Source organism: Streptomyces nanshensis, assembly GCF_001751255.1.
GTDB classification, from domain to species: domain Bacteria; phylum Actinomycetota; class Actinomycetes; order Streptomycetales; family Streptomycetaceae; genus Streptomyces; species Streptomyces nanshensis_A.
The window spans coordinates 2235-22713 of record NZ_LJGW01000161.1; the positions used below are offsets into that span (position 1 = coordinate 2235).

Sequence of the window (20479 nt, forward strand, 5' to 3'; positions counted from 1 at the left end):
GCCGCGCCGGTCCCGCCCAACGGCCGTCCGCTTGCGGCCACTTCGCGGCCGGCAGGAGCACGCCGCCCCTGCCGGGCCCCTCCGTCCGGCTCCTTACGAGGCCGCGCCCGCCGCCGCGTCGCAGCGCTGCGCCCGCAGCGCCCGTGCCAGATCGTCACGCGCCTCCAGGACGAGCCTGCGCAGCGCGGGAGCCGCGTCCTCGTGCGCGGCCAGCCAGCCGTCCGTCGCGTCCAGCGTGGCCTGGTCGCCCTGGAGGTCCGGGTACAGACCCCGTACGACGGCCATCGCGATCTCGATCGAGCGCGTACGCCAGACCTCCTCCAGCATGGCGAAGTAGGGCTGTGCGTACGGTGCCGTCAGCTCCTGCTGGCCGGGCTGTGCGAAGCCCGCGATCGTGGCCTCCACCAGGGCGTTGGAGAGCCGGTCGGAGGCCATGACGGCCTCCCACGCCTGCGCCTTGACCTCCGCCGAGGGCCGCGCGGTGAGACAGCGCACATGGTGCCGCTTCCCGGACGCCGTGTCGTCGCGGGCCAGTTCGGCGTCGAGCAGCTCCGGGCCCGCCTCGCCGTGCGCGGCCAGCGTCTCCAGGAACGTCCAGCGCAGCTCCTGGTCGATCACCAGGCCGTCGATACGGGCGGTGCTCTCGCCCGGACCGGTCACCCCCAACAGGCCGCGCAGCAGCCGCAGATCCTTCTCGTCCGTGGCGACGGCCGCGAAGAAGCGCGCCCACGCGAGCTGGTGGCCGCTGCCGGGCTCCGCGAAGCGCAGCCCGCTCAACGCGCCCTCCGCCAGGGCCCGTCGGCCCTCCTCGCGCCACTCGGGTGCCGCGTAGTGCACGATCGCCGAACGGCTCCAGGCGTGCAGCATCTGGAGCACGCCGACGTCCGACTCGGTGCCCGCGAAGGAGAGCACGAGCGAGACGAAGTCCCGCGCGGGCATGAGCCCGTCCCGCGTGAGATTCCACAGCGCCGACCAGCAAAGGGCCCTGGACAGCGAGGGGTTGTGGCCGCCGTCCGCCGTGCCGGCGCCGGGCGCGGTCAGCTCCCCGAGGTACGCGCGCAGCGACGCCAGCGAGACCTCGTCGAGCCGGGTCTTGCAGTACGTGAGGTCGTCGTCGTTGACCAGCACCACGTCCGGCCGCTGTGCGCCCGCCAGTTCGGCGACGACCGTACGGGCGCCCGCGACGTCCGTCTCCGCCCGCGCGTAGCGCACCAGCCCGCCCGCGACGCCGTCGTGCCGGTAGAGCCCGACCGCGACGCGATGCGGCCGCAGCACCGGGTGCTCCTCCGGAGCCTCCTGCAACACGGCCAGCTCGGTGATCCGGCCCTCGGCGTCACAAGTGACCTGCGGCGTCAGGGAGTTGACGCCGGCGGTCTGTAGCCATGCGCGCGACCACTCGTCCATGTCGCGCCCCGAGGTCTCCTCCAGCACGGCCAGCAGGTCCGCGAGCGTCGTGTTGCCCCACGCGTGCCGCTGGAAGTAGCGCCGCGCGCCCTCCAGGAAGGTCTCCCGGCCCACGTACGCGACGAGTTGCTTGAGCACGGAGGCGCCCTTGGCGTAGGTGATCCCGTCGAAGTTGAGCTTGGCGTCCTCCAGATCGCCGATGTCCGCCGTGACGGGGTGCGTCGAAGGGAGCTGATCGGCCCGGTACGCCCAGGACTTGCGGCGGTTGGCGAAGGTGATCCAGCCGTCCTTGAAGCGCGTCGCCTCCACCAGCGCCAGCGCGCCCATGAAGTCCGCGAAGGACTCCTTCAGCCACAGGTCGTCCCACCAGCGCATGGTGACCAGGTCGCCGAACCACATGTGCGCCATCTCGTGCAGGATGACGTTCGCCCGGTGCTCGTACGACGCCTCCGTGACCTTGCCCCGGAAGACGAACTCCTCGCGGAAGGTGACCAGTCCGGGGTTCTCCATCGCGCCGATGTTGTACTCCGGCACGAAGGCCTGGTCGTACTTGCCGAACGGGTACGGGAAGCCGAAGTGGTCGTGGAAGAAGTCCAGGCCCTGCTTGGTGACGGTGAAGACGTCCTCGTGGTCGAAGTGCCGTGCCAGCCCCTTGCGGCACAGCGCGCCCAGCGGGATCTCCAGCTCCTCGCCGCCGGGCAGGGTGCGCCGGTAGACGTCGGTGACGTGGTGATAGGGCCCGGCCACCACGGCCGTGATGTACGTCGAGATGGGCTGCGTCGGCGCGAAGTGCCGTACGGCGGCGGCCCCTTCGTCGAGCGGTTCGGGCTCGCCGAGCTGCTCGCCGTTGCTCAGCACCGTCCAGCGGGCGGGCGCGGTGACGGTGAAGGTGAAGGGCGCCTTCAAATCGGGCTGCTCGAAGTTGGCGAACACCCGCCGGGCGTCGGCCGGTTCGTACTGCGTGTAGAGGTAGACCTCGCCGTCCTCGGGGTCGAGGAAGTGGTGCAGGCCCTCGCCCGTACGGCTGTAGGCGCAGGCCGCGTCCACGAGGAGTTCGTTCTCCGCCTCCAGGCCGTCCAGGGCGATACGGGCGCCGTCGAAGACCGTGTCGACGGGCAGGGAACGGCCGTTGAGCGTCACCGAGTGCACCCGGGGCGCGACGAGATCGGCGAACGTAGACGCGCCGGGCTCGGCGCAGCGGAAGCGGATCGTGGTCGTCGAGCGGAACGTGCGGGGACCCTTGGCGGGCGGGGGAGCGGTGGCCGAGCGCAGGTCCAGCGCCACGTCGTACCCGTCCACGCTCAGCAGCCCGGCCCGTCGCTGTGCCTCCAGGTGGGTCAGGTTCTCTCCGGGCACGGCGTGGCTCCTCTTCTTCTCTTCTCTCGGCTCGTCTCCGTCGTCCGTGACGTCCTCCCGCGGGCGACGCCGCTCAGCATGTCACGTGGCACATCCCCCGCTCACGCGGGAATTGCGGGGCCGGGGCGTACGTTGCCGCAAGAACCGGATCACCGTCACGCCGCGCAGCGGACCCAGGAGCCCGAGGAGTACCTGCCATGCCAGAGAAGACCGTCGCCGACTTCTGGTTCGACCCCAGGTGCCCGTGGGCCTGGCTGACCTCCCGCTGGATGCTGGAGGTGGAGAAGGTACGGCCGGTCGAGGTGCGCTGGCACGTGATGAGCCTGGCCGTCCTCAACGAAAGCAAGCTGGACGAGCTCCCGGAGGAGTACCGCGAGATGCTCGCCGCCGCCTGGGGCCCCGTACGGGTCTGCATCGCGGCGGAGCAGAAGCACGGCCCCGAGGCGCTCGGCCCGCTCTACACCGCGCTCGGCACCCGGCTGCACAACCGCGGTGAGGAGCTGTCGCGCGAACTGCTGTCGGCGGCCCTGGCGGACGCGGAGCTGCCGGCCGACCTGGTGGAGGCGGCGGAGTCCACCGAGTACGACGAGGCGGTGCGCGCGTCCCACAAGGAGGGCATCGACCTCGTCGGCCAGGAGGTGGGCACGCCGGTCATCTCGGTGCCGGGCGCGGACGGTTCGCGTACGGCGTTCTTCGGGCCCGTCGTCACGCCGGCCCCCAAGGGCGAGGCCGCGGCGAAGCTGTGGGACGGCACGCTGATGGTGGCCTCCACGCCCGGCTTCTACGAGATCAAGCGCACGCGGGACGTCGGCCCGGTCTTCGACGACTGACGCCGGACTCCCCGCGCGGCGGACGCGGCGCCTCCGCCGCGCACCGTCGCCCCTCGCGGCCCGTCACAGACAGGAGGGCCCCGTACGTCACGTCCGTACGGGGCCCTCCCTCTTTCTCCGCCTGCCCGGTGAAAGGTGAGAAGACGATCACGAGGGCAGGTGGCCCGGGTGCCGGAAGGCTCTCCGGCGGCTTCGGCTGCTTCGGCGGCTCACAGCGGAGTGAGCAGGGTGTTCCCCTTCTGCTTCGCCGCGGTGTAACGCCTGCTGACGTCCTGCCAGTTGACGACGCGCCACATCGCCTCGACGAAGTCGACCTTCTGGTTGCGGTACTGGAGATAGAAGGCGTGCTCCCAGGCGTCGAAGACCAGGATCGGCACGCTGCCCTGGCCCACGTTGCCCTGGTGGTCGTAGACCTGCTCGACGATCAGGCGCCCCGTCACCGGCTCGTACGCGAGCACGCCCCAGCCGGAGCCCTGTGTGGTGGCGGCGGCCTTGGACAGGTGGGCCTTGAACCTCGCGAACGAGCCGAACGACTCGGCGATGGCGTCCGCGAGTTCGCCGGTGCCGTCCTTCTCCAGGGGCTCGCCGCCGCCGTCGCCCGTCATGTTCTGCCAGTAGATGCTGTGCAGGATGTGCCCGGAGAGATGGAACGCCAGGTTCTTCTCCAGACCGTTGACCGCGCCCCACTGGTCCCGCTCGCGTGCCTCCGCGAGCTGCTCCAGGGTGTCGTTGGCGCCCTTGACGTACCCCGCGTGGTGCTTGTCGTGGTGCAGTTCGATGATCTCGCCGCTGATGACGGGCTCCAGCGAGGAGTAGTCGTACGGCAGCTCAGGGAGCGAATACAGAGCCATGGGCGTCGTTCCTCCTTGTTGCACATTACTTGCAAGAGGACGCTAGCAGCAACAGCGCCATGGAAAACGGAGCGGCCCCGCCGCTGCGGGACCGCTCCGTACCGGTGCGTGTGCCGTCGTGTCGGGGTCGTGTCCGTGCGTGCCGGCACCGGCCCGGCCGCGACCCCCGGTGTCTCAGACCGTGCCGTCGCCCTTCTCCGCCTCGGCTGACCCGGCGCCCGGCGCGGACGAGGAGGCGCCCCCGTCGCCGCCCCGCGGCAGCGCCTTCTGCCGGGCCAGCCCGACCGCGATCAGCACCACCGTCAGGCAGCCCGTGAACGCCAGTTGGGTACGGGTGTCGCCCTCGCGCAGCATCAGCAGCAGCACCGCGACGATGCCCAGCAGCGCCACCACCGTCAGCACGGGGAAGCCCCACATCCGTACGACGAGCTTCTCCGGCGCCTCACGCTCCAGCCGCCGCCTGCTGATGAGTTGGGAGAGCGCGATGAAGCCCCACACCACGAGCGTCGCGGCGCCGACGGTGTTCAGCAGCCACTGGAAGACGGTCTCCGGCCACCAGAAGTTCAGCAGCACCGCGACGAAGCCGAAGACCGACGAGGCGACCACCGCCGGACGCGGCACACCGCTCGCACTGACCTTGCCGAGGAAGCGCGGGCCCTGGCCGCGCGCGATGAGGGAGTAGGCCATGCGCGAGGCGCCGTAGATGTTGGCGTTCATCGCCGAGAGCAGCGCCACCAGGACCACGATGTTCATCACCTGCGCGGCGCCCGGGATGCCGATGTAGTCCAGCACGGCCGCGTACGGACCGGCGATCACCGACTTGTCGTTCCACGGGATCAGCGTGACGATCACCAGCATCGAGCCGACGTAGAAGACGGCGATGCGCCACATCGCGGTACGCACGGCCTTCGCGACGCCGCGGACCGGGTTCTCCGACTCGGCGGCCGCGATGGTCACCGTCTCCAGACCGCCGTAGGCGAAGACGGAGGCGAGCAGTCCGACGAGGAGGCCGTCCGTGCCCGTGGGCATGAACCCGCCCTCACCGGTGAGGTTGGCCGTGCCGGGGGCGTCGACGCCGGGCAGCACACCGACGACGGCGAACAGGCCCAGCAGCAGGAACGCCGTGATCGCGAAGATCTTCAGGGCCGCGAACCAGAACTCGGTCTCACCGAAGTTGCGTACGGCGACGAGGTTCGTCACGCAGAAGAGCGCCATGAAGACGGCGACCCACATCCACGGTTCGGTGCCCGGGAACCAGTGCGTGACGATGTCCGCCGCGGCGGTCGCCTCGGTCGCGATGGCCACGCACAGCAGCGTCCAGTAGATCCAGCCCGCGGTGAAGCCCGCCCACGGGCCGAGCGCCCGCTCCGCGTGCACGGAGAAGGAGCCGGACGCGGGGTTGGCCGCCGACATCTCGCCCAGCATGCGCATCACGAGCATGACGAGCAGCCCGGATCCGGCGTACGCGAGGACGATCGAGGGGCCCGCGGCGGCGATCCCGGCGCCGGAGCCCACGAAGAGCCCGGCTCCGATCACTCCGCCGAGGGCGATCATGGACAGGTGACGCTGTTTGAGCCCGTTGGACAGTGCGGACTGTTCCTTCTCGGTGCCGGGTCCTCCCGGGCTCGGTGACGGTGCGTCGGACAGTTCTGTGCGGGACATGTTCGCCGTTCCTGAAAAGACTTCGGGTGGTCGTTGTAACGGCGAACCAGTCTCGCAGTGGGGTCCGGCGGGGCGGCAAGGGGTCCGGGCGGCTTCCGGCCACCTGAACACCCCGAGCGCTTCGGGCAGTTGTGCGGTGGTGTGTCCCCGGACGTACGCCCTCCCCGCGCTCTTCCCGCGCCCGTACTGTCCCCTTTCGGGTCCCGCTCCGCGCCCGCTCCGCCCCTGCTCCGGCCCGGTCCGGCGCCTCGCGCGGCCCCGTGCGGACGAGCGTCGCGCACTGTCCGGTTGCTCACATCGCTCCGGCGAGGATTCGGCTAGCGTCGGACAGTTCGTCCACACACCGCACACGCACACCGCACGTGTGCGCGTCCGCCGATACAGGACCCGGAGCCGCCCGATGAGCGCCCTCACTCCCGCCGCCGACCCCCGCCCCGGCGCCGTACTCGCCGATGTGCTGACACCGGCCACGGCGTCCGCCACCGGGCCCCGCGCCCATGTGCGCGACGCGCTCCTCGTCGCCGGAGGCGCCGTGCTGACCGGCGTCGCCGCCCAACTCGCCGTCCCCGTACCGGGATCGCCCGTCCCCGTCACCGGGCAGACCTTCGCGGCGCTCCTCGTCGGCGCCGGGCTCGGCGCGTGGCGCGGCTTCCTCGCCATGGCGCTGTACACGCTGGCGGGCGCGGCCGGGCTGCCCTGGTTCGCCGAGGCGTCCTCGGGCGCGGCCATGCCGTCGTTCGGCTATGTGCTCGGGATGCTGCTCGCCGCCACGGCCGTCGGTGCCCTGGCCCGCCGCGGCGGCGACCGCGGACCGCTGCGTACGGCCGGGACGATGGCGCTCGGCATGGCCCTGACGTACGCCGTGGGCGTGCCCTATCTCGCGCTCGCGACCGGGATGTCCGCGTCCCAGGCGCTCGCGGCCGGTCTCGTGCCCTTCCTGGTCGGGGACGCGCTCAAGGCGGCGCTCGCGATGGTCGCGCTGCCGGGCGCCTGGAAGCTGGCGGGCCGCCGCAACTGACGTGCTCCGCCCGCGGGTTCGGGCGTGCGCTGCCGCGGATTCGCGCACGTACCGCCAGGTCACGCCCGGCGCCGGGACCCGCTGCGGCGCGGCATAGACTCGGCGCCATGCGCGTGTACCTCGGCTCCGATCATGCCGGCTACGAACTGAAGAACCGTCTCGTCGAGTGGCTGACGTCGGCGGGCCACGAGCCCGTCGACTGCGGCCCGCACATCTACGACGCCGACGACGACTACCCGCCCTTCTGCCTCCGCGCCGCCGAGCGCGCCGCCCAGGACAGCGAGGCCCTCGGCATCGTCGTCGGCGGCTCCGGCAACGGCGAGCAGATGGCCGCGAACAAGGTCAAGGGCGTGCGCTGCGCGCTCGCCTGGAGCAGGGAGACGGCGTCGCTGGCGCGCGAGCACAACAACGCCAACGTCGTCAGCCTCGGCGCGCGGATGCACACCGAGGACGAGGCGCTGGCGTTCGTGGAGACGTTCCTGAGCACGCCCTTCTCCCAGGGCGAGCGGCACGAGCGCCGCATCGACATGCTCTCCGCGTACGAGATCACGGGGAAGCTCCCGCCCGTGCCCGCACACCACCCGGAGACCTGAGCACATGCCCGAGGGGCACACGATCCACCGGCTCGCCCAGGACGTACGGGCGCGCTTCGGCGGCCGCAAGGTCCGTGCCGCCAGCCCGCAGGGCAAGTTCGCCGAGGGCGCGGCCCGCATCGACGGCGAGGTCCTCACGGACGCCGACGCCCACGGCAAGCACCTCTTCCTCGGCTTCGGCGGCGCGGGCTGGGTGCACGTACACCTCGGTCTGTACGGCAAGTTCACCTTCGGCACCGGCCCGGCGCCCGCCCCCGTCGGCCAGATCCGGCTGCGGCTGACGGGCGACGGCGAGGACGGCGCCGGCGTCTACGCGGACCTGCGTGGGCCGACCCGCTGCGAACTGATCACCGAGGACGAGAAGTTCGCCGTCGAGGAGCGGCTCGGGCCGGACCCGCTGCGCGAGGACGCCGATCCCGAACGCGCCTGGGCCCGGGTCTCCCGCAGCCGCACCACCGTCGCCGCGCTGCTGATGGACCAGAAGATCGTCGCGGGCGTCGGCAACGTCTACCGCGCGGAGGTGCTCTTCCGGCACGGCATCGATCCGTACCGCCCGGGGCGGGGCCTGAGCCGTACGGAATGGGACGCGATCTGGGCGGACCTCGTCGAGTTGATGCACGAGGGCGTGCGCAACAACCGCATCGACACCGTGCGCCCCCAGCACACACCGGAAGCCATGGGGCGCGCCCCGCGCGTCGACGACCACGGCGGCGAGGTGTACGTCTACCGGCGCGCGGGGCTGGCGTGCCATGTGTGCGGCGAACCGGTCCGCACGGCGGGCCTCGCGGCGCGCAACCTCTTCTGGTGCCCTGCCTGCCAGCCGAGTTGAGGCGCGGGCGGGAGCGGTTGACGCGCCGGTGTGCCGCCGCCCGCCGCCGTCAGAACCCGTGCGGAAGCCACGGCTCCTGTTCGCACGAGAAGGCCCGCGACGCCTCGTTCAGGGCGCCCTCGCGCAGCTCCCGCACCCGGCCCGCCGCCGCCAGCGTCCGCAGCGCCGTGCCGCCCAGATAGACGGCGCCCAACTCCCGTACGGACAGGGTGAGATCGGCCGCCTCGCGCGTACGCTCGCACGTCGCGCCCCCGCCGTCCCCGGACAGCCGCCACCGCCCCTCGTTCCACGGGCAGAAGGCGTCCTCGACGTCGAGGACCACATCGACCGGGCAGGAGTACGTACGCGCCGCCAGCGCCGCCCCCACCTCCACCGGCCGCGCGAACAGCGAGTCCCGCCACCTCGGCCGGCACAGCCGCACGCTGTCGCCGACCATGTGCAGCCACGGGTCGTCGACGGGCCGCATGCGCACCGCGACCACGGACATCAGATCCAGCCCGAAGAGGAAGCGCCACAGGGCCGCGTACGCGGGGGCGTCCAGCGCCTCCAGATCGCGCAGCCGCACCTCGCCGCGCGGGCTGCCGTAGCCGTCGTCACCGGGCTTGAGGGCGTAGCGGGCATAGCCGCGCACCGCGCCGTGCCCGTCCTCCGCCAGCACACAACTCAGCGGGGTGGCGCCGTCCCTGTGCGAGGGCGGGTCCATCAGGGGCCACCGCTCCCAGCCGGGGGCGCGTCGCAGCATCCCGGGGCGCTCCGGAACCTTGCGCGCGTACACGGCCTCGCACGCCTCCAGTACGGACGAGGGGTCGTCGGCGATCCGCAGCCGCAGCCGGTCGGTTCCCGGCGGCACGTCGAGGGCGACGCGTGAGGTGTCGATGTCGGCGTCCAGCCGGCGCGTGGCCATGCCGTATCCGAATCGTCCGTAGATGTGCGGTTCGGAGGCGGTGAGGACCGACAGCGGCTCCCGGCCGGCGTCCCGTATGGCGTCCAACTGCCGCCGCATCATGGAGCGGAGTATTCCGCGACGCCGGTGCGTCGCCGCCACATGCACCATCGACAGGCCCGCGGACGGGACGGCCGCACCGCCGGGCACCGTCATCCGGAACGAGACGAGGCTCGCGGAGCCCACGAGCGCACCGCCGTCCCACGCACCTACCGACCGGTCGATTTCGGTCAACTCCCGGTGCAGGTCCCTCTCGTCGACTCCGGAGGCCCCGAAAGCGCGAAGAATTCCGCCGTACCAGTCGTCCCATTCGGCGCGGGTGAGCGTACGCAACTCAGTGGTCATGCGCCTTCCCTAGCAGGGCTTTTGAGAACGGGCGAACGTATTTCCGTGCCCCCGGCCGCAAGTGCACGTGCAGACGCACGTTCCGTCGTTCGTGCACGTCGCGAACGGAATCGACGCACTGGTCAAAGGCTCGATAAGGTCCATCTGCATGGCGGTACGTCGTCCGAGTCTCGCCCCCCAGAAGGCCCGGTTGCACAGAGCGCGAAGAGCGTGGCACCGGGCCCGTACACGGCTGCGCCGTTCCGCCGTGGACTATTTCCGCGGCGGCGTCTCGGACTGGCTCGCCTTCAGCGCGCTGCTTCTCACGATTCCGGCGCTGACGGTCCTCACGGTCCTGATGCCGCTGTGGGTCGCCCCCGAGGCGCTCGTGCTGCCGCTCATCGCCGGCGGTCTGCTGCTGCGCCCCGCGAGCCTGCTGGCGCTGTACGCGTCGGCGGCCGTCGCCCTCATCGTCGAGTCCGCGCTGCTCGGCCCGTACCAGGACGGCGCGGGCCGGGTCACACCCGGCACCATCCTGGTCGTGGCGACGGCGGGGCTCTCGGGTCTGCTCGTCGCGCAGTTCCGCAGCAGGGTCGGCGTGCCCTGGCGGCGCGGCGGCACCATGCTCTTCGACCTCCGCGAACGCATCCGCGTACAGAGCAAGTTGCCCAGGCTGCCGCGCGGCTGGCACCGCGAGATGGCGCTCCGTCCCGCGGGCGGGCAGTCCTTCTCGGGCGACTTCGTGGTCGCCGCGCGCACGGGGCCGGGGGAGCGCACCCTCGAAGTCGTGCTGACGGACGTGTCCGGCAAGGGCATGGACGCGGGCTCGCGCGCGCTGCTGCTCTCCGGCGCCTTCGGCGGGCTGCTGGGCTCGCTGCCGCCGCACGCCTTCCTGCCCGCCGCGAACGGCTATCTGCTCCGGCAGGACTGGGACGAGGGCTTCGCCACGTCCGTCCATCTCGTCCTCGACCTCGACAGCGGGGACTACGAACTCTTCTCGGCGGGCCATGTCCCGGCCCTCCAGCGGGGCGCCGGCACCGGCAAGTGGGAGGAGAAGTCGGGCGACGGCCCGCTCCTCGGCGTCTACGAAGGCGCCCAATTCGACCCGGTCAAGGGGACGTTGCTCCCCGGCGACGTGCTGATGCTCTTCACGGACGGCCTCGTGGAGACCTCGGAGCGGGATCTCGCGGACGGCATCGACCGGCTCACCGGCGAGGCCGACCGCCATGTCGCCTCGGGCTTCCAGGGCGCCGCGTGGCACCTGATAGAGACGGTGGCGAGGGACGTCAACGACGACCGGGCGCTGCTGCTGCTCTGCCGGGGCTGAGGGCGCGGGCTCCGGCGCCGCTGTACGGAGCGCGAGCCGCGCGGTTCCGCAGACCGGGTTCGGCAGGCCGGTCCGGCAGTTGTACGTGCCGCCCGCTCGTCCTCCCGTACGCGTACGACCCGGTCCGCACACGAATGCGGGGGCGGCCCCGACCGGGCCGCCCCCACATTCGTCGTTCCGATCCGTCCCGCCGGGTGCGGAACCGCCGCTGTACGGCCGCTACTTGGCGTGCCTGCCGCCGCCGTTCCCGCCGCGCGCTCCCGTACCGCCGCCGTAGGACGACGACCCGTACGACGAGCCTCCGTGCGACGAGCCCGCGTACGAGGACGAGGACGCCTCGGCACGCTCCGCGCCCGGAGTCCCGGCCGGGGGTGTCGCCGGGGGCGTGGAGCCCGGCGGCACCGGCGTACGCGCCGGGGCCGAGCCCTTCTCGCGCGCCCGTGCCTGTTCGCCCGCGTCCCGCCGGAAGAACCACTCCATCTTCGGCTCCATCGCGAAGCGGAAGATGCGGCGCACGGGCGAGGTGCAGAGGATGGTCATCATCACCGCAGCGAGCAGCGTGATCGCGACCCGGCTGACGGGATGGTCGACCCAGTCCATGTCGTACCACTCGAACTCGCGCGAGATCTTGATCGGGTAGACGTGGATCAGATACGCGTACAGCGTCCCGGCGCCCAGGCTCGTGAACCACATGTGCCGGCGCGGCACCAGCGCGAGGAACGCGGCGGTCAGCACGAGCCCGCAGCCGAAGGTCGCGAGCGTCATCACACCGCCGACCCAGGCAGGCGCCCCGAGGTCCTGCGACGCCTTGTCGTGTAGGAACCAGCCCTTGGACATCCGCGGCACGGCCCAGTACGCGAAGAGCATCGCGGCAGCGAAGACCGGCAGCGCGATCAGCCGGAACTTGCGGCGCTTGACCATCTGGAAGTGCTCGGGCCGCAGTTGGAGGCCGAGCACGAAGTACGGCAGGAAGGCCGCGACCCGCATCAGATTGAGATCGCTGTTGATGCTGGGCGTGACCCCGGCGGCCACCGCGATCGCCAGGGCGACGGGCAGCGGCCACCGCATGCTCTTCCACACCGGCGTCGTCAGCCGCCACAGGAAGAGTGCGACCAGGAACCACAGCGCGAACCCGGGCTCCTGGTAGTGGAACTCGCGGTCGGGGTTGTCGCTGGCCCACCGCATGAAGAACGTGTAGACGGTCTGGAAGATCACGTACGGGACGAGTACGCCGGTGATCAGCCGCTTGATCTGCCGCGGCTTGCCTTCGAAGCTGCGCGAGAGGTAGCCGGAGATGACGATGAACGCCGGCATGTGGAAGGCGTAGAGCACGAAGTACAGCGCACTGGCCGCGCGGCTGTCGTCGCGCAGCGGATCCCACACGTGCCCGATCGCGACGAGCACGATCGTGAGGTACTTGGCGTTGTCGAGAAAGGGGTCCCGCTGGTCGGCAGGCTTTTTCTTGACCTTGGCCGGCGGCTCCGCGGACGCGTCAGGCGTCGCGGAGGGGGACTCCTGGCGGACCGGGGGGAGCGGTGCCCGCTCATAACCAGCGTGCAACATCTGCCGCACCTTAGCGGCCATACCTGGGGGGCGTAAATTCTTGGCGAGATTCCAACATGCCTACCCGGAACAGTTTTCGACACACGCCGCGCTGCCTGGATTTCCTGCGACGACGCTGTGCAGGCGCTGCGATCTGTACGTACATGTCCGGTATGCCCGGACATTGCGACGGGGTGCGAGTGGTCGAACCAGTGGTGCATCGGGGCTTGTTTGCTATCCGTGCGGGCCGAATCCGGAGCCTCCTGTGATCGACTCCACAACACCCGTACGTGCGCCCGCAATTCACGTCCCCGGGCGGCCCGCGGTGCCGCGCCGCCCGGCACATGGTGCATTATCGCTGCGCAGCGCATTGATCGGCGTACAGCGTCACGAATTTCCGTACGTATTGCACTCCGGCCCCCGCTGGGAGGTGCGTCACGGCTGTGCCCGGAGCGTGTAGAGGGTGTGCGTACGGGGGAGAACCGGTTCGACCGGAGCGGGGTCGGGAGGGCGACGAATCGTCACCCGGTCCCACGCGCACGCGACTTGGTGGCACGATGGTCCGCGGCGGGGGCGGCGGTGGTCGGGGGCCCCTCCGGCCGGTGAGGCGTTCCGACGCAAGGGTGTGATGAGTTGTGGCCATTTCACTGTCTGTGGTGCTGCTGCTGGCAGTCATCCTGGTGGTGATGATCAGGGGCGGATCGATAAAGGCCGGTCCCGCCATCGTGGCGGTGCTCTTCGGGTTCTTCCTGGCCTCGACCGACATCGCGCCGTCCGTCAACCGCTTCATGAACTCCCTTGCGGACATGGTGAATCAGATCAACTTCTAGCGTCCGGGCGTCGCTCGCGCCCGCGCACCCGTGAGTGCGCCGGGCCGCGTACGTCCACGCACGCCGAAGGGCCGGCTCCCACAGGGGAGCCGGCCCTTCGGCGTTCACGGAGCGGGCGACGGGAATCGAACCCGCGTAGCTGGTTTGGAAGACCAGGGCTCTACCATTGAGCTACGCCCGCAAGTGCCCCGCACGGTACGCCCGGTTGATCGTCTTCCGGTACGTGTTTCCGGCGTCACGACGGCCTCGGCCGGGACGTCGTCGGAGCGGCACGGCAGTCATCGTAGTGCATGTACTGTTACGTGTCGCACCGACGGGGTGTGGCGCAGCTTGGTAGCGCGTCCGCTTTGGGAGCGGAAGGTCGTCGGTTCGAATCCGGCCACCCCGACCACGTACTATGCAAGGCGCGCGTGCCTGTGTCGTGTCCGGATTCCGAGCCGTTTGCGGGGCGCCGGCAGAGCGTGAATTCCCCAAGCAGTCAGCCCCCAAGGAGACCGACCGTGAAGAGCGCCGTGGAGACCCTGAACCCCACCCGGGTTCGGCTCACAGTCGAGGTGCCCTTCGAGGAGCTCAAGGACAGCCTCGACGCGGCGTACAAGAAGATCAACCAGCAGGTAACCGTCCCTGGCTTCCGCAAGGGCAAGATCCCTGCCCGGGTGATCGACCAGCGGTTCGGCCGCGGTGCCGTGCTCGAAGAGGCCGTCAACGACGCGCTGCCGAAGCTCTACCAGTCGGCCGTCGAGGAGGGCGAGCTCAACCCGCTCGGCCAGCCCGAGGTCGACATCACCGACCTCAAGGACAACGAGCTGCTGTCCTTCACGGCCGAGGTCGACATCCGTCCCGAGATCACGATCCCCGACTTCTCGGGCATCGAGGTCGAGGTCGAGGCCGCCGAGGTCTCCGACGAGGACGTGGACAAGGCCGTCGAGCAGCTCCGTGAGCGCTTCGCCTCCACCACCGTCGTCGAGCGTGCCGCGGCCGAGGGCGACGTCGTCAAGGTCGACCTCGAGGCGAAGGTCGACGGCGAGGTCCTCGAGGACGGCGTCGCCGAGGGCGTCGACTACACCATCGGCTCCGGCGAGCTGCTGGACGGCATCGACGGCGCCGTCACCGGCCTGGAGGCCGGCGGCGAGGCCACCTTCACCTCCGAGCTCAAGGGCGGCTCCGCCGCCGGCAAGGAGGCGGAGGTCGCCGTCAAGGTCCAGACGGTCTCCGCCCGCGAACTGCCCGAGCTGGACGACGAGTTCGCGCAGCTCGCCAGCGAGTTCGACACCCTGGAGGAGCTGCGCGAGGACAGCCGCAAGCGCCTTGAGCAGCAGAAGAAGTACGAACAGGCCACCGAGGCACAGGAGAAGGTGCTCGACGCCCTGCTCGCCCTCGTCGAGGTCCCCGTCCCGGACAAGCTGCTCGCGGAAGAGGTCAGCACCCGCAAGGACAACCTCGTCAACAACCAGCTCGCGCAGATGGGCCTCGATCTCGCGACGTACCTGAGCATGCAGGAGAAGTCCGAGGAGGACTTCGACGCCGAGCTCAAGGAGCAGGCCGAGAAGGGCATCCGCACCCAGTTCGTCCTGGACGAGCTGGTCTCCACGGAGAAGCTCAACGTCAGCCAGGAAGAGCTGACCGAGCACCTGATGCGCCGTGCGCAGTCCTCCGGCATGAGCCCCGACCAGTTCGCCCAGGCCGTCGTCGAGGGCGGCCAGGTGCCGATGCTCGTCGGCGAGGTGGCGCGCGGCAAGGCGCTGGCCACCGTCGTCGAGAAGGCCACGGTCAAGGACACCAACGGTGAGGTCGTCGACCTCGACGACGAGGACGAGACCGCGGAGACGGTCGAGGCCGAGTCGGAGTCCGGCGAGGAGTCCGCGCAGCCCGCCGAGGCCGCCGCGGAGGACACCTCGGAGGCGGCCTCCGGCGAGGAGCAGGAGAAGAAGTCGGAGGGCTGACCTCCGCCCTCCGCGTCCTCGCACAGGACGCACCGAAGCAGTACGCAGCCGGGGCCCGCGCACCGTCGGGAGCGCGGGCCCCGGGCTGCCCGAAGGGCCCGTGGGACCTGCGCTGACAGCGAACAGCTCCCGATGCGGGATGGCGCCGACGGTGCCGCGCGTTAGGGTCCCAAGTGCATGAAGACCCCAGAGACGGCACGCCTTCGGCGACCGTCCGACACGAGCAGGTGGACACGTGACGCTTCCGATGCCTTCCGCCGCCGCTGAGCACCTTGGTGGTGGCCTCGGCGACCAGGTCTACAACCGGCTGCTCAACGAGCGGATCATCTTCCTCGGCCAGCCCGTCGACGACGAGATCGCCAACCAGATCACCGCTCAGTTGCTGCTCCTGGCGGCCGACCCGGACAAGGACATCTTCCTTTACATCAACAGCCCCGGTGGCTCGATCCAGGCCGGCATGGCGATCTACGACACCATGCAGTACATCAAGAACGACGTGGTCACCATCGCGATGGGTCTCGCCGCCTCGATGGGCCAGTTCCTGCTGAGCGCGGGCACCCCCGGGAAGCGGTTCGCGCTGCCGAACGCGGACATCCTGATCCACCAGCCGTCGGCCGGACTGGCGGGCTCCGCCTCCGACATCAAGATCCACGCCGAGCAGTTGCTCCGCACGAAGAAGAAGATGGCGGACCTCTCGGCGCAGCACACCGGCCAGAGCATCGAGCAGTGGACCCGGGACGCCGACCGCGACCGCTGGTTCACCGCCCAGGAGGCCAAGGACTACGGCCTGATCGACGAGGTGTACGGCCGGGCGGCGCAGCTTCCGGGAGGCGGCGGTACGGGCGCGTGAGCCGCGCCGCAGTACAGCAGGCTCAGCACCAGCGCAGCGACCGCACTCAGCCCACCACCAGGAGAAGGCTCCGATGACCAATCTTTCCGGACTCCCCGCCTCCGGCGGTCTTCCCGGCGCGGGAAGCACGCAGCCCTCCGAGGGCCGCTACACGGGTCCCAGCCCCGACTCCCGCTACATCGTTCCGCGCTTCGTTGAGCGCACCTCGCAGGGCGTGCGCGAGTACGACCCGTACGCGAAGCTCTTCGAGGAGCGCGTGATCTTCCTCGGCGTCCAGATCGACGACGCCTCGGCCAACGACATCATGGCGCAGCTCCTGTGCCTGGAGTCGATGGACCCGGACCGCGACATCTCGCTCTACATCAACAGCCCCGGCGGCTCGTTCACGGCGCTCACCGCGATCTACGACACGATGCAGTTCGTGAAGCCGGACATCCAGACGGTCTGCATGGGCCAGGCGGCCTCGGCCGCCGCCGTGCTGCTCGCGGCCGGCACCCCCGGCAAGCGGATGGCGCTTCCCAACGCGCGCATCCTGATCCACCAGCCGTACAGCGAGACGGGCCGCGGTCAGGTCTCCGACCTGGAGATCGCCGCGAACGAGATCCAGCGGATGCGTATCCAGTTGGAGGAGATGCTGGCCAAGCACTCCACCAAGGAGATCGAGCAGATCCGTGACGACATCGAGCGTGACAAGATCCTCACGGCGGAGGAGTCGCTCGAGTACGGGCTGATCGACCAGATCGTCTCGACCCGCAAGTCCTCGGTCGGCATGGGGGTCTGACCCCGCGCACGTCACGTCTCCCCTTGGGGCCGCCTCGGCCGAGTCGTCCCAAGGGGGGCCCAATTCGACGGCTCGGCAGGGTACCGTCGTCAGAGCACGTACCTCGGTCCGAGGCTGATGGACCGGTCCCAGGCGAAGGGGAAGCACCTCGTGGCACGCATCGGTGATGGCGGCGATCTGCTCAAGTGCTCGTTCTGCGGAAAGAGCCAGAAGCAGGTGAAGAAGCTGATCGCAGGGCCAGGGGTGTACATCTGCGACGAGTGCATCGACCTGTGCAACGAGATCATCGAGGAGGAGCTCGCCGAGTCCTCCGAGGTGCGCTGGGACGAACTTCCCAAGCCCCGCGAGATCTCGGAGTTCCTGGAGGGCTACGTCGTCGGCCAGGAGGCCGCGAAGAAGGCCCTCTCGGTGGCGGTCTACAACCACTACAAGCGGGTGCAGGCCGGGGAGAACGGCGGCCCCCAAGGCCGTGACGACGGCATCGAGTTGGCGAAGTCCAACATCCTGCTGCTCGGTCCCACCGGTTCCGGCAAGACGCTGCTGGCACAGACGCTCGCGCGGATGCTCAACGTCCCCTTCGCCATCGCCGACGCCACGGCGCTCACGGAGGCCGGTTACGTCGGCGAGGACGTCGAGAACATCCTGCTGAAGCTGATCCAGGCCGCGGACTACGACGTCAAGAAGGCCGAGACCGGGATCATCTACATCGACGAGATCGACAAGGTCGCCCGTAAGAGCGAGAACCCGTCGATCACGCGTGACGTCTCCGGTGAGGGCGTGCAGCAGGCGCTGCTGAAGATCCTGGAGGGCACGACGGCTTCCGTGCCGCCGCAGGGCGGACGCAAGCACCCGCACCAGGAGTTCATCCAGATCGACACCACGAACGTGCTGTTCATCGTGGGCGGCGCCTTCGCCGGGCTGGAGAAGATCATCGAGGCGCGGGCCGGCGCGAAGGGCATCGGCTTCGGCGCCACCATCCGCTCCAAGCGCGAGATCGAGGACCGCAACCAGTTCGAGGACGTCATGCCGGAGGACTTGGTGAAGTTCGGGATGATCCCGGAGTTCATCGGCCGCCTCCCCGTGATGACGAGCGTGCACAACCTCGACCGCGAGGCGCTGCTGCAGATCCTCATGGAGCCGCGCAACGCCCTCGTGAAGCAGTACCAGCGGCTGTTCGAACTCGACGGCGTGGAGCTGGACTTCGACCGTCCCGCGCTGGAGGCCATCGCCGACCAGGCGATCCTGCGGGGCACGGGCGCGCGGGGTCTGCGCGCCATCATGGAGGAAGTCCTGATGTCGGTGATGTACGAGGTTCCGTCCCGCAAGGACGTCGAGCGCGTCGTCATCACCGAAGAGGTCGTCCACTCGAATGTGAACCCGACGCTGGTGCCCCGTTCGCGCGGCGGCGAGCAGGAGCGGCACGACAAGAGCGCCTAAGTCGCCCTGCGGCAGCGTCAGTCGGACGCGGCGGCTGTCGGGGACGGCAGCGCACAGGCGACATGAGAAGGGCCCCGGCGGCGAGCCGGGGCNTCCGTGTGCTTCTCCGTCAACTCGCCTCGGTGAGCGCGTCCTTGCGGACCGTCGCGGTCAACTCCGCCGTCTTCCTGAGATCCACCGGCTCCGTGGACGTACCGTCGCTGGTGAGGATCATCGAGGTGACGGTGCCGACGGTGCCGGAGTCGGCCCAACTGCACATGGCCAGGCTCATGCTGGAGATCTTGTACTCCTGGCACTTGAGCACGTCGCCGTCGAAGCCGGACGGGGAGTACGTGCCGAGCCGTCCCTTCGGCTTGGCGCCCGTCTCGGTCTTCAGCGACTTGCCCGTCTGCTCGAAGACCCAGTCGACGGCCTTCGCCGGATTCTCCACCGAGCCGTAGGCGCCGCCGAGTTGGAGCTTCTTGGTGGCGCCCGCCTTGTACTCGGCGCTGACGTCGGCGTGGGTCGTCATCCCGGGGACCTTCTTGTCGCCGAACGCCTTGCCGTCGCCCTTCTCGCCCTTGCCGTCCCGCTTGTACTCGCCGGCCACCGTCGTCGGCGTCGTCAGCCTGTACTCCGCGTCGTCGGAGGGGCCGAAGAGCATATAGCCGCCGACGGCCGCGGCCGCCACGACGAGCACCACGCCGGCCACCACCGCGACGCGTCCGCGCCCGGCGCCCGTACCGCCGCCGCCGACACCGCCTCCGCTCGCGNGTGGCGAGCGGCGCCCCGGGCGCCTGCGGCTGCCCCGGACCGTGCGGTGCGGGCTGACTGTCACTCATCGCTTGCGTCTCCTCCGTCGGCGGAGGGCGCCCGGACCATCGGCCCGTGCGCCCCGAATCCGGCTTCCCCGCGCGCTACTTGATCTCCACCCGCACGTCGTCGCGCAGCTTCGTGGACAGGTTCGCGGTCTCGTCGATCGTCATGCTCCGGCCGGTCAGGACCGCGGCCGAGTCCTGCGCCGAGACCATCACGACCGTGCTGTGGTCGCCCCACATGCACAGCGGCGCCTTGATCTCCGACGTACCGCCGGTGCCGCCCGTCGTCGCCGACGCCCCCAGGCTGACCTTGATGATCTGGCACTTCATGACGGCGTCGTCCTCGAGGCCGGCGGGCTGCACCTTCTCGGGGCTGCCCTCGAGTTCGGCCGTACGGCCCGAACGCTCGGCGTTCTTCTCGCTGTCCTCGGCCATCTTCTCGAAGGCGGTGTCGACCGTCGCCTCCGGGTCCTCGACGTCGCCCCACACGCCCTGGAAGTTGAGCTGCTTGACGGCCGTGCCGCTGCCGGACTTGTACGAGCCGTGCTCGCTCTTGGGGTCGGAGATCCCCGCCTTCTCGAACTCGGCGAGCTCGGAGGGCGTCATCTCGTTCGTGGTGCCGTACCTGTCGTTCTTCTCGTACTCGTCGGCGACCGTCTGCGGCGACGTCAGCTTGTACTTCTTGCCGTCGTCGGCGACGGAGGAACCGCCGCCCACACCCCCGAAGAGGAAGATGCCGCCGATGACGAGGCCCACGATCACCAGCGAACCGACCACGATGGCCACGGTCTTGCCCGCCATGCCGCCGCCCTGCGGAGGCATCGGCGGCCCCGGCTGCCCGTACGGTCCGGGCTGTCCGTAGGGCCCCGGCTGGCCGGGCTGCTGCGGGTAGCCGTACCCGGGCTGACCGGGCGGCGGTCCGGGCGGCTGCTGCGGATATCCGTAACCGGGCTGTCCCGGCTGCCCCGGCTGGCCCGGCTGGCCCGGCTGCGCGTACGGATTCGGTCCCTGCGGCTGCTGTCCGTACGGTCCGGGCGGGGGCGGCTGCTGCCCGTACGGACCCGGCTGATTCTGACTCATGGCGGCGCTTCCCCTCCGTTGATGTGCGTCGCGTGCGACGCGGTCGCGCTCGCGCGCGTGCGCTGCCCGTACATCCTCGCGG

At 70.4% G+C, this 20479-nt stretch carries 17 protein-coding genes and 2 tRNA genes; 11 read left to right on the top strand and 8 right to left on the bottom strand.

What is annotated here, in order from left to right:
- Positions 1-93 precede the first annotated feature (93 nt).
- A complete protein-coding gene (pepN, locus tag AN218_RS09900; RefSeq protein WP_070016402.1) occupies positions 94-2760 on the bottom strand; it encodes an aminopeptidase N in 2667 nt (888 codons plus the stop codon).
- Between the two features lie 197 nt (positions 2761-2957).
- On the opposite strand from pepN, the gene AN218_RS09905 reads away from it, so the two are divergent.
- On the top strand, positions 2958-3590 hold the full coding sequence (locus AN218_RS09905; protein WP_070016403.1) for a mycothiol-dependent nitroreductase Rv2466c family protein: 633 nt from the start codon (positions 2958-2960) through the stop codon (positions 3588-3590).
- 209 nt (positions 3591-3799) lie between these two features.
- On the opposite strand, the gene AN218_RS09910 is transcribed toward AN218_RS09905, so the two are convergent.
- Together AN218_RS09910 and AN218_RS09915 are read right to left on the bottom strand one after the other, a co-directional pair.
- Positions 3800-4441 (bottom strand): superoxide dismutase, encoded by a 642-nt coding sequence (locus tag AN218_RS09910; protein WP_070016404.1) that lies wholly within the window; start codon positions 4439-4441, stop codon positions 3800-3802.
- A 174-nt stretch (positions 4442-4615) separates the two neighbouring features.
- On the bottom strand, positions 4616-6103 hold the full coding sequence (locus AN218_RS09915; RefSeq protein ID WP_070016405.1) for an amino acid permease: 1488 nt from the start codon (positions 6101-6103) through the stop codon (positions 4616-4618).
- Positions 6104-6503: 400 nt separating this feature from the next.
- On the opposite strand from AN218_RS09915, the gene AN218_RS09920 reads away from it, so the two are divergent.
- The 3 genes from AN218_RS09920 to AN218_RS09930 all read left to right on the top strand — a co-directional run bounded on the left by AN218_RS09920 (position 6504) and on the right by AN218_RS09930 (position 8543).
- A complete protein-coding gene (locus AN218_RS09920; RefSeq protein WP_070016406.1) occupies positions 6504-7121 on the top strand; it encodes a biotin transporter BioY in 618 nt (205 codons plus the stop codon).
- Between the two features lie 107 nt (positions 7122-7228).
- Complete coding sequence (locus tag AN218_RS09925; RefSeq protein ID WP_070016408.1) at positions 7229-7714, top strand: ribose-5-phosphate isomerase; 486 nt, start codon at positions 7229-7231, stop codon at positions 7712-7714.
- A gap of 4 nt (positions 7715-7718) precedes the next feature.
- Positions 7719-8543: an Fpg/Nei family DNA glycosylase gene (locus AN218_RS09930; protein ID WP_070016409.1), complete on the top strand. Its 825-nt coding sequence runs from the start codon at positions 7719-7721 to the stop codon at positions 8541-8543.
- A 49-nt stretch (positions 8544-8592) separates the two neighbouring features.
- Here AN218_RS09930 and AN218_RS09935 read toward each other — a convergent pair whose 3' ends face one another.
- On the bottom strand, positions 8593-9831 hold the full coding sequence (locus AN218_RS09935; RefSeq protein WP_070016411.1) for a GNAT family N-acetyltransferase: 1239 nt from the start codon (positions 9829-9831) through the stop codon (positions 8593-8595).
- A gap of 148 nt (positions 9832-9979) precedes the next feature.
- Between AN218_RS09935 and AN218_RS09940 the strand changes: the two genes are divergently transcribed.
- Complete coding sequence (locus tag AN218_RS09940) at positions 9980-11137, top strand: PP2C family protein-serine/threonine phosphatase (protein WP_070016439.1); 1158 nt, start codon at positions 9980-9982, stop codon at positions 11135-11137.
- Positions 11138-11356: 219 nt separating this feature from the next.
- Here the strand turns inward: AN218_RS09940 and AN218_RS09945 are convergent, their stop codons facing one another.
- Positions 11357-12700 (bottom strand): acyltransferase family protein, encoded by a 1344-nt coding sequence (locus AN218_RS09945; protein ID WP_079131996.1) that lies wholly within the window; start codon positions 12698-12700, stop codon positions 11357-11359.
- A 614-nt stretch (positions 12701-13314) separates the two neighbouring features.
- Here AN218_RS09945 and AN218_RS34310 point away from each other — a divergent pair.
- The gene (locus AN218_RS34310; RefSeq protein WP_079131997.1) at positions 13315-13509 is read left to right on the top strand and encodes a hypothetical protein; all 195 of its coding nucleotides are present in this window, start codon (positions 13315-13317) and stop codon (positions 13507-13509) included.
- A 110-nt stretch (positions 13510-13619) separates the two neighbouring features.
- On the opposite strand, the gene AN218_RS09950 is transcribed toward AN218_RS34310, so the two are convergent.
- Positions 13620-13690, bottom strand: a tRNA-Gly gene (locus AN218_RS09950).
- Between the two features lie 133 nt (positions 13691-13823).
- Here AN218_RS09950 and AN218_RS09955 point away from each other — a divergent pair.
- From AN218_RS09955 to clpX, 5 genes are all read left to right on the top strand, one after another.
- A tRNA-Pro gene (locus tag AN218_RS09955) sits at positions 13824-13900 on the top strand.
- A gap of 109 nt (positions 13901-14009) precedes the next feature.
- A complete protein-coding gene (gene tig / locus AN218_RS09960; RefSeq protein WP_070016412.1) occupies positions 14010-15452 on the top strand; it encodes a trigger factor in 1443 nt (480 codons plus the stop codon).
- Between the two features lie 247 nt (positions 15453-15699).
- Positions 15700-16302, top strand: coding sequence for an ATP-dependent Clp protease proteolytic subunit (locus tag AN218_RS09965; protein ID WP_079132000.1), 603 nt, complete (start codon positions 15700-15702; stop codon positions 16300-16302).
- Positions 16303-16375: 73 nt separating this feature from the next.
- Positions 16376-17083, top strand: coding sequence for an ATP-dependent Clp protease proteolytic subunit (locus AN218_RS09970; protein WP_070016416.1), 708 nt, complete (start codon positions 16376-16378; stop codon positions 17081-17083).
- Positions 17084-17233: 150 nt separating this feature from the next.
- The gene (gene clpX, locus AN218_RS09975; protein WP_070016440.1) at positions 17234-18520 is read left to right on the top strand and encodes an ATP-dependent Clp protease ATP-binding subunit ClpX; all 1287 of its coding nucleotides are present in this window, start codon (positions 17234-17236) and stop codon (positions 18518-18520) included.
- 109 nt (positions 18521-18629) lie between these two features.
- Here the strand turns inward: clpX and AN218_RS09980 are convergent, their stop codons facing one another.
- On the bottom strand, positions 18630-19202 hold the full coding sequence (locus AN218_RS09980) for a hypothetical protein (protein WP_171908644.1): 573 nt from the start codon (positions 19200-19202) through the stop codon (positions 18630-18632).
- 214 nt (positions 19203-19416) lie between these two features.
- Positions 19417-20397, bottom strand: a complete 981-nt coding sequence (locus AN218_RS09985) for a hypothetical protein (RefSeq protein WP_070016422.1) — start codon at positions 20395-20397, stop codon at positions 19417-19419.
- Between the last annotated feature and the right edge of the window lie 82 nt (positions 20398-20479).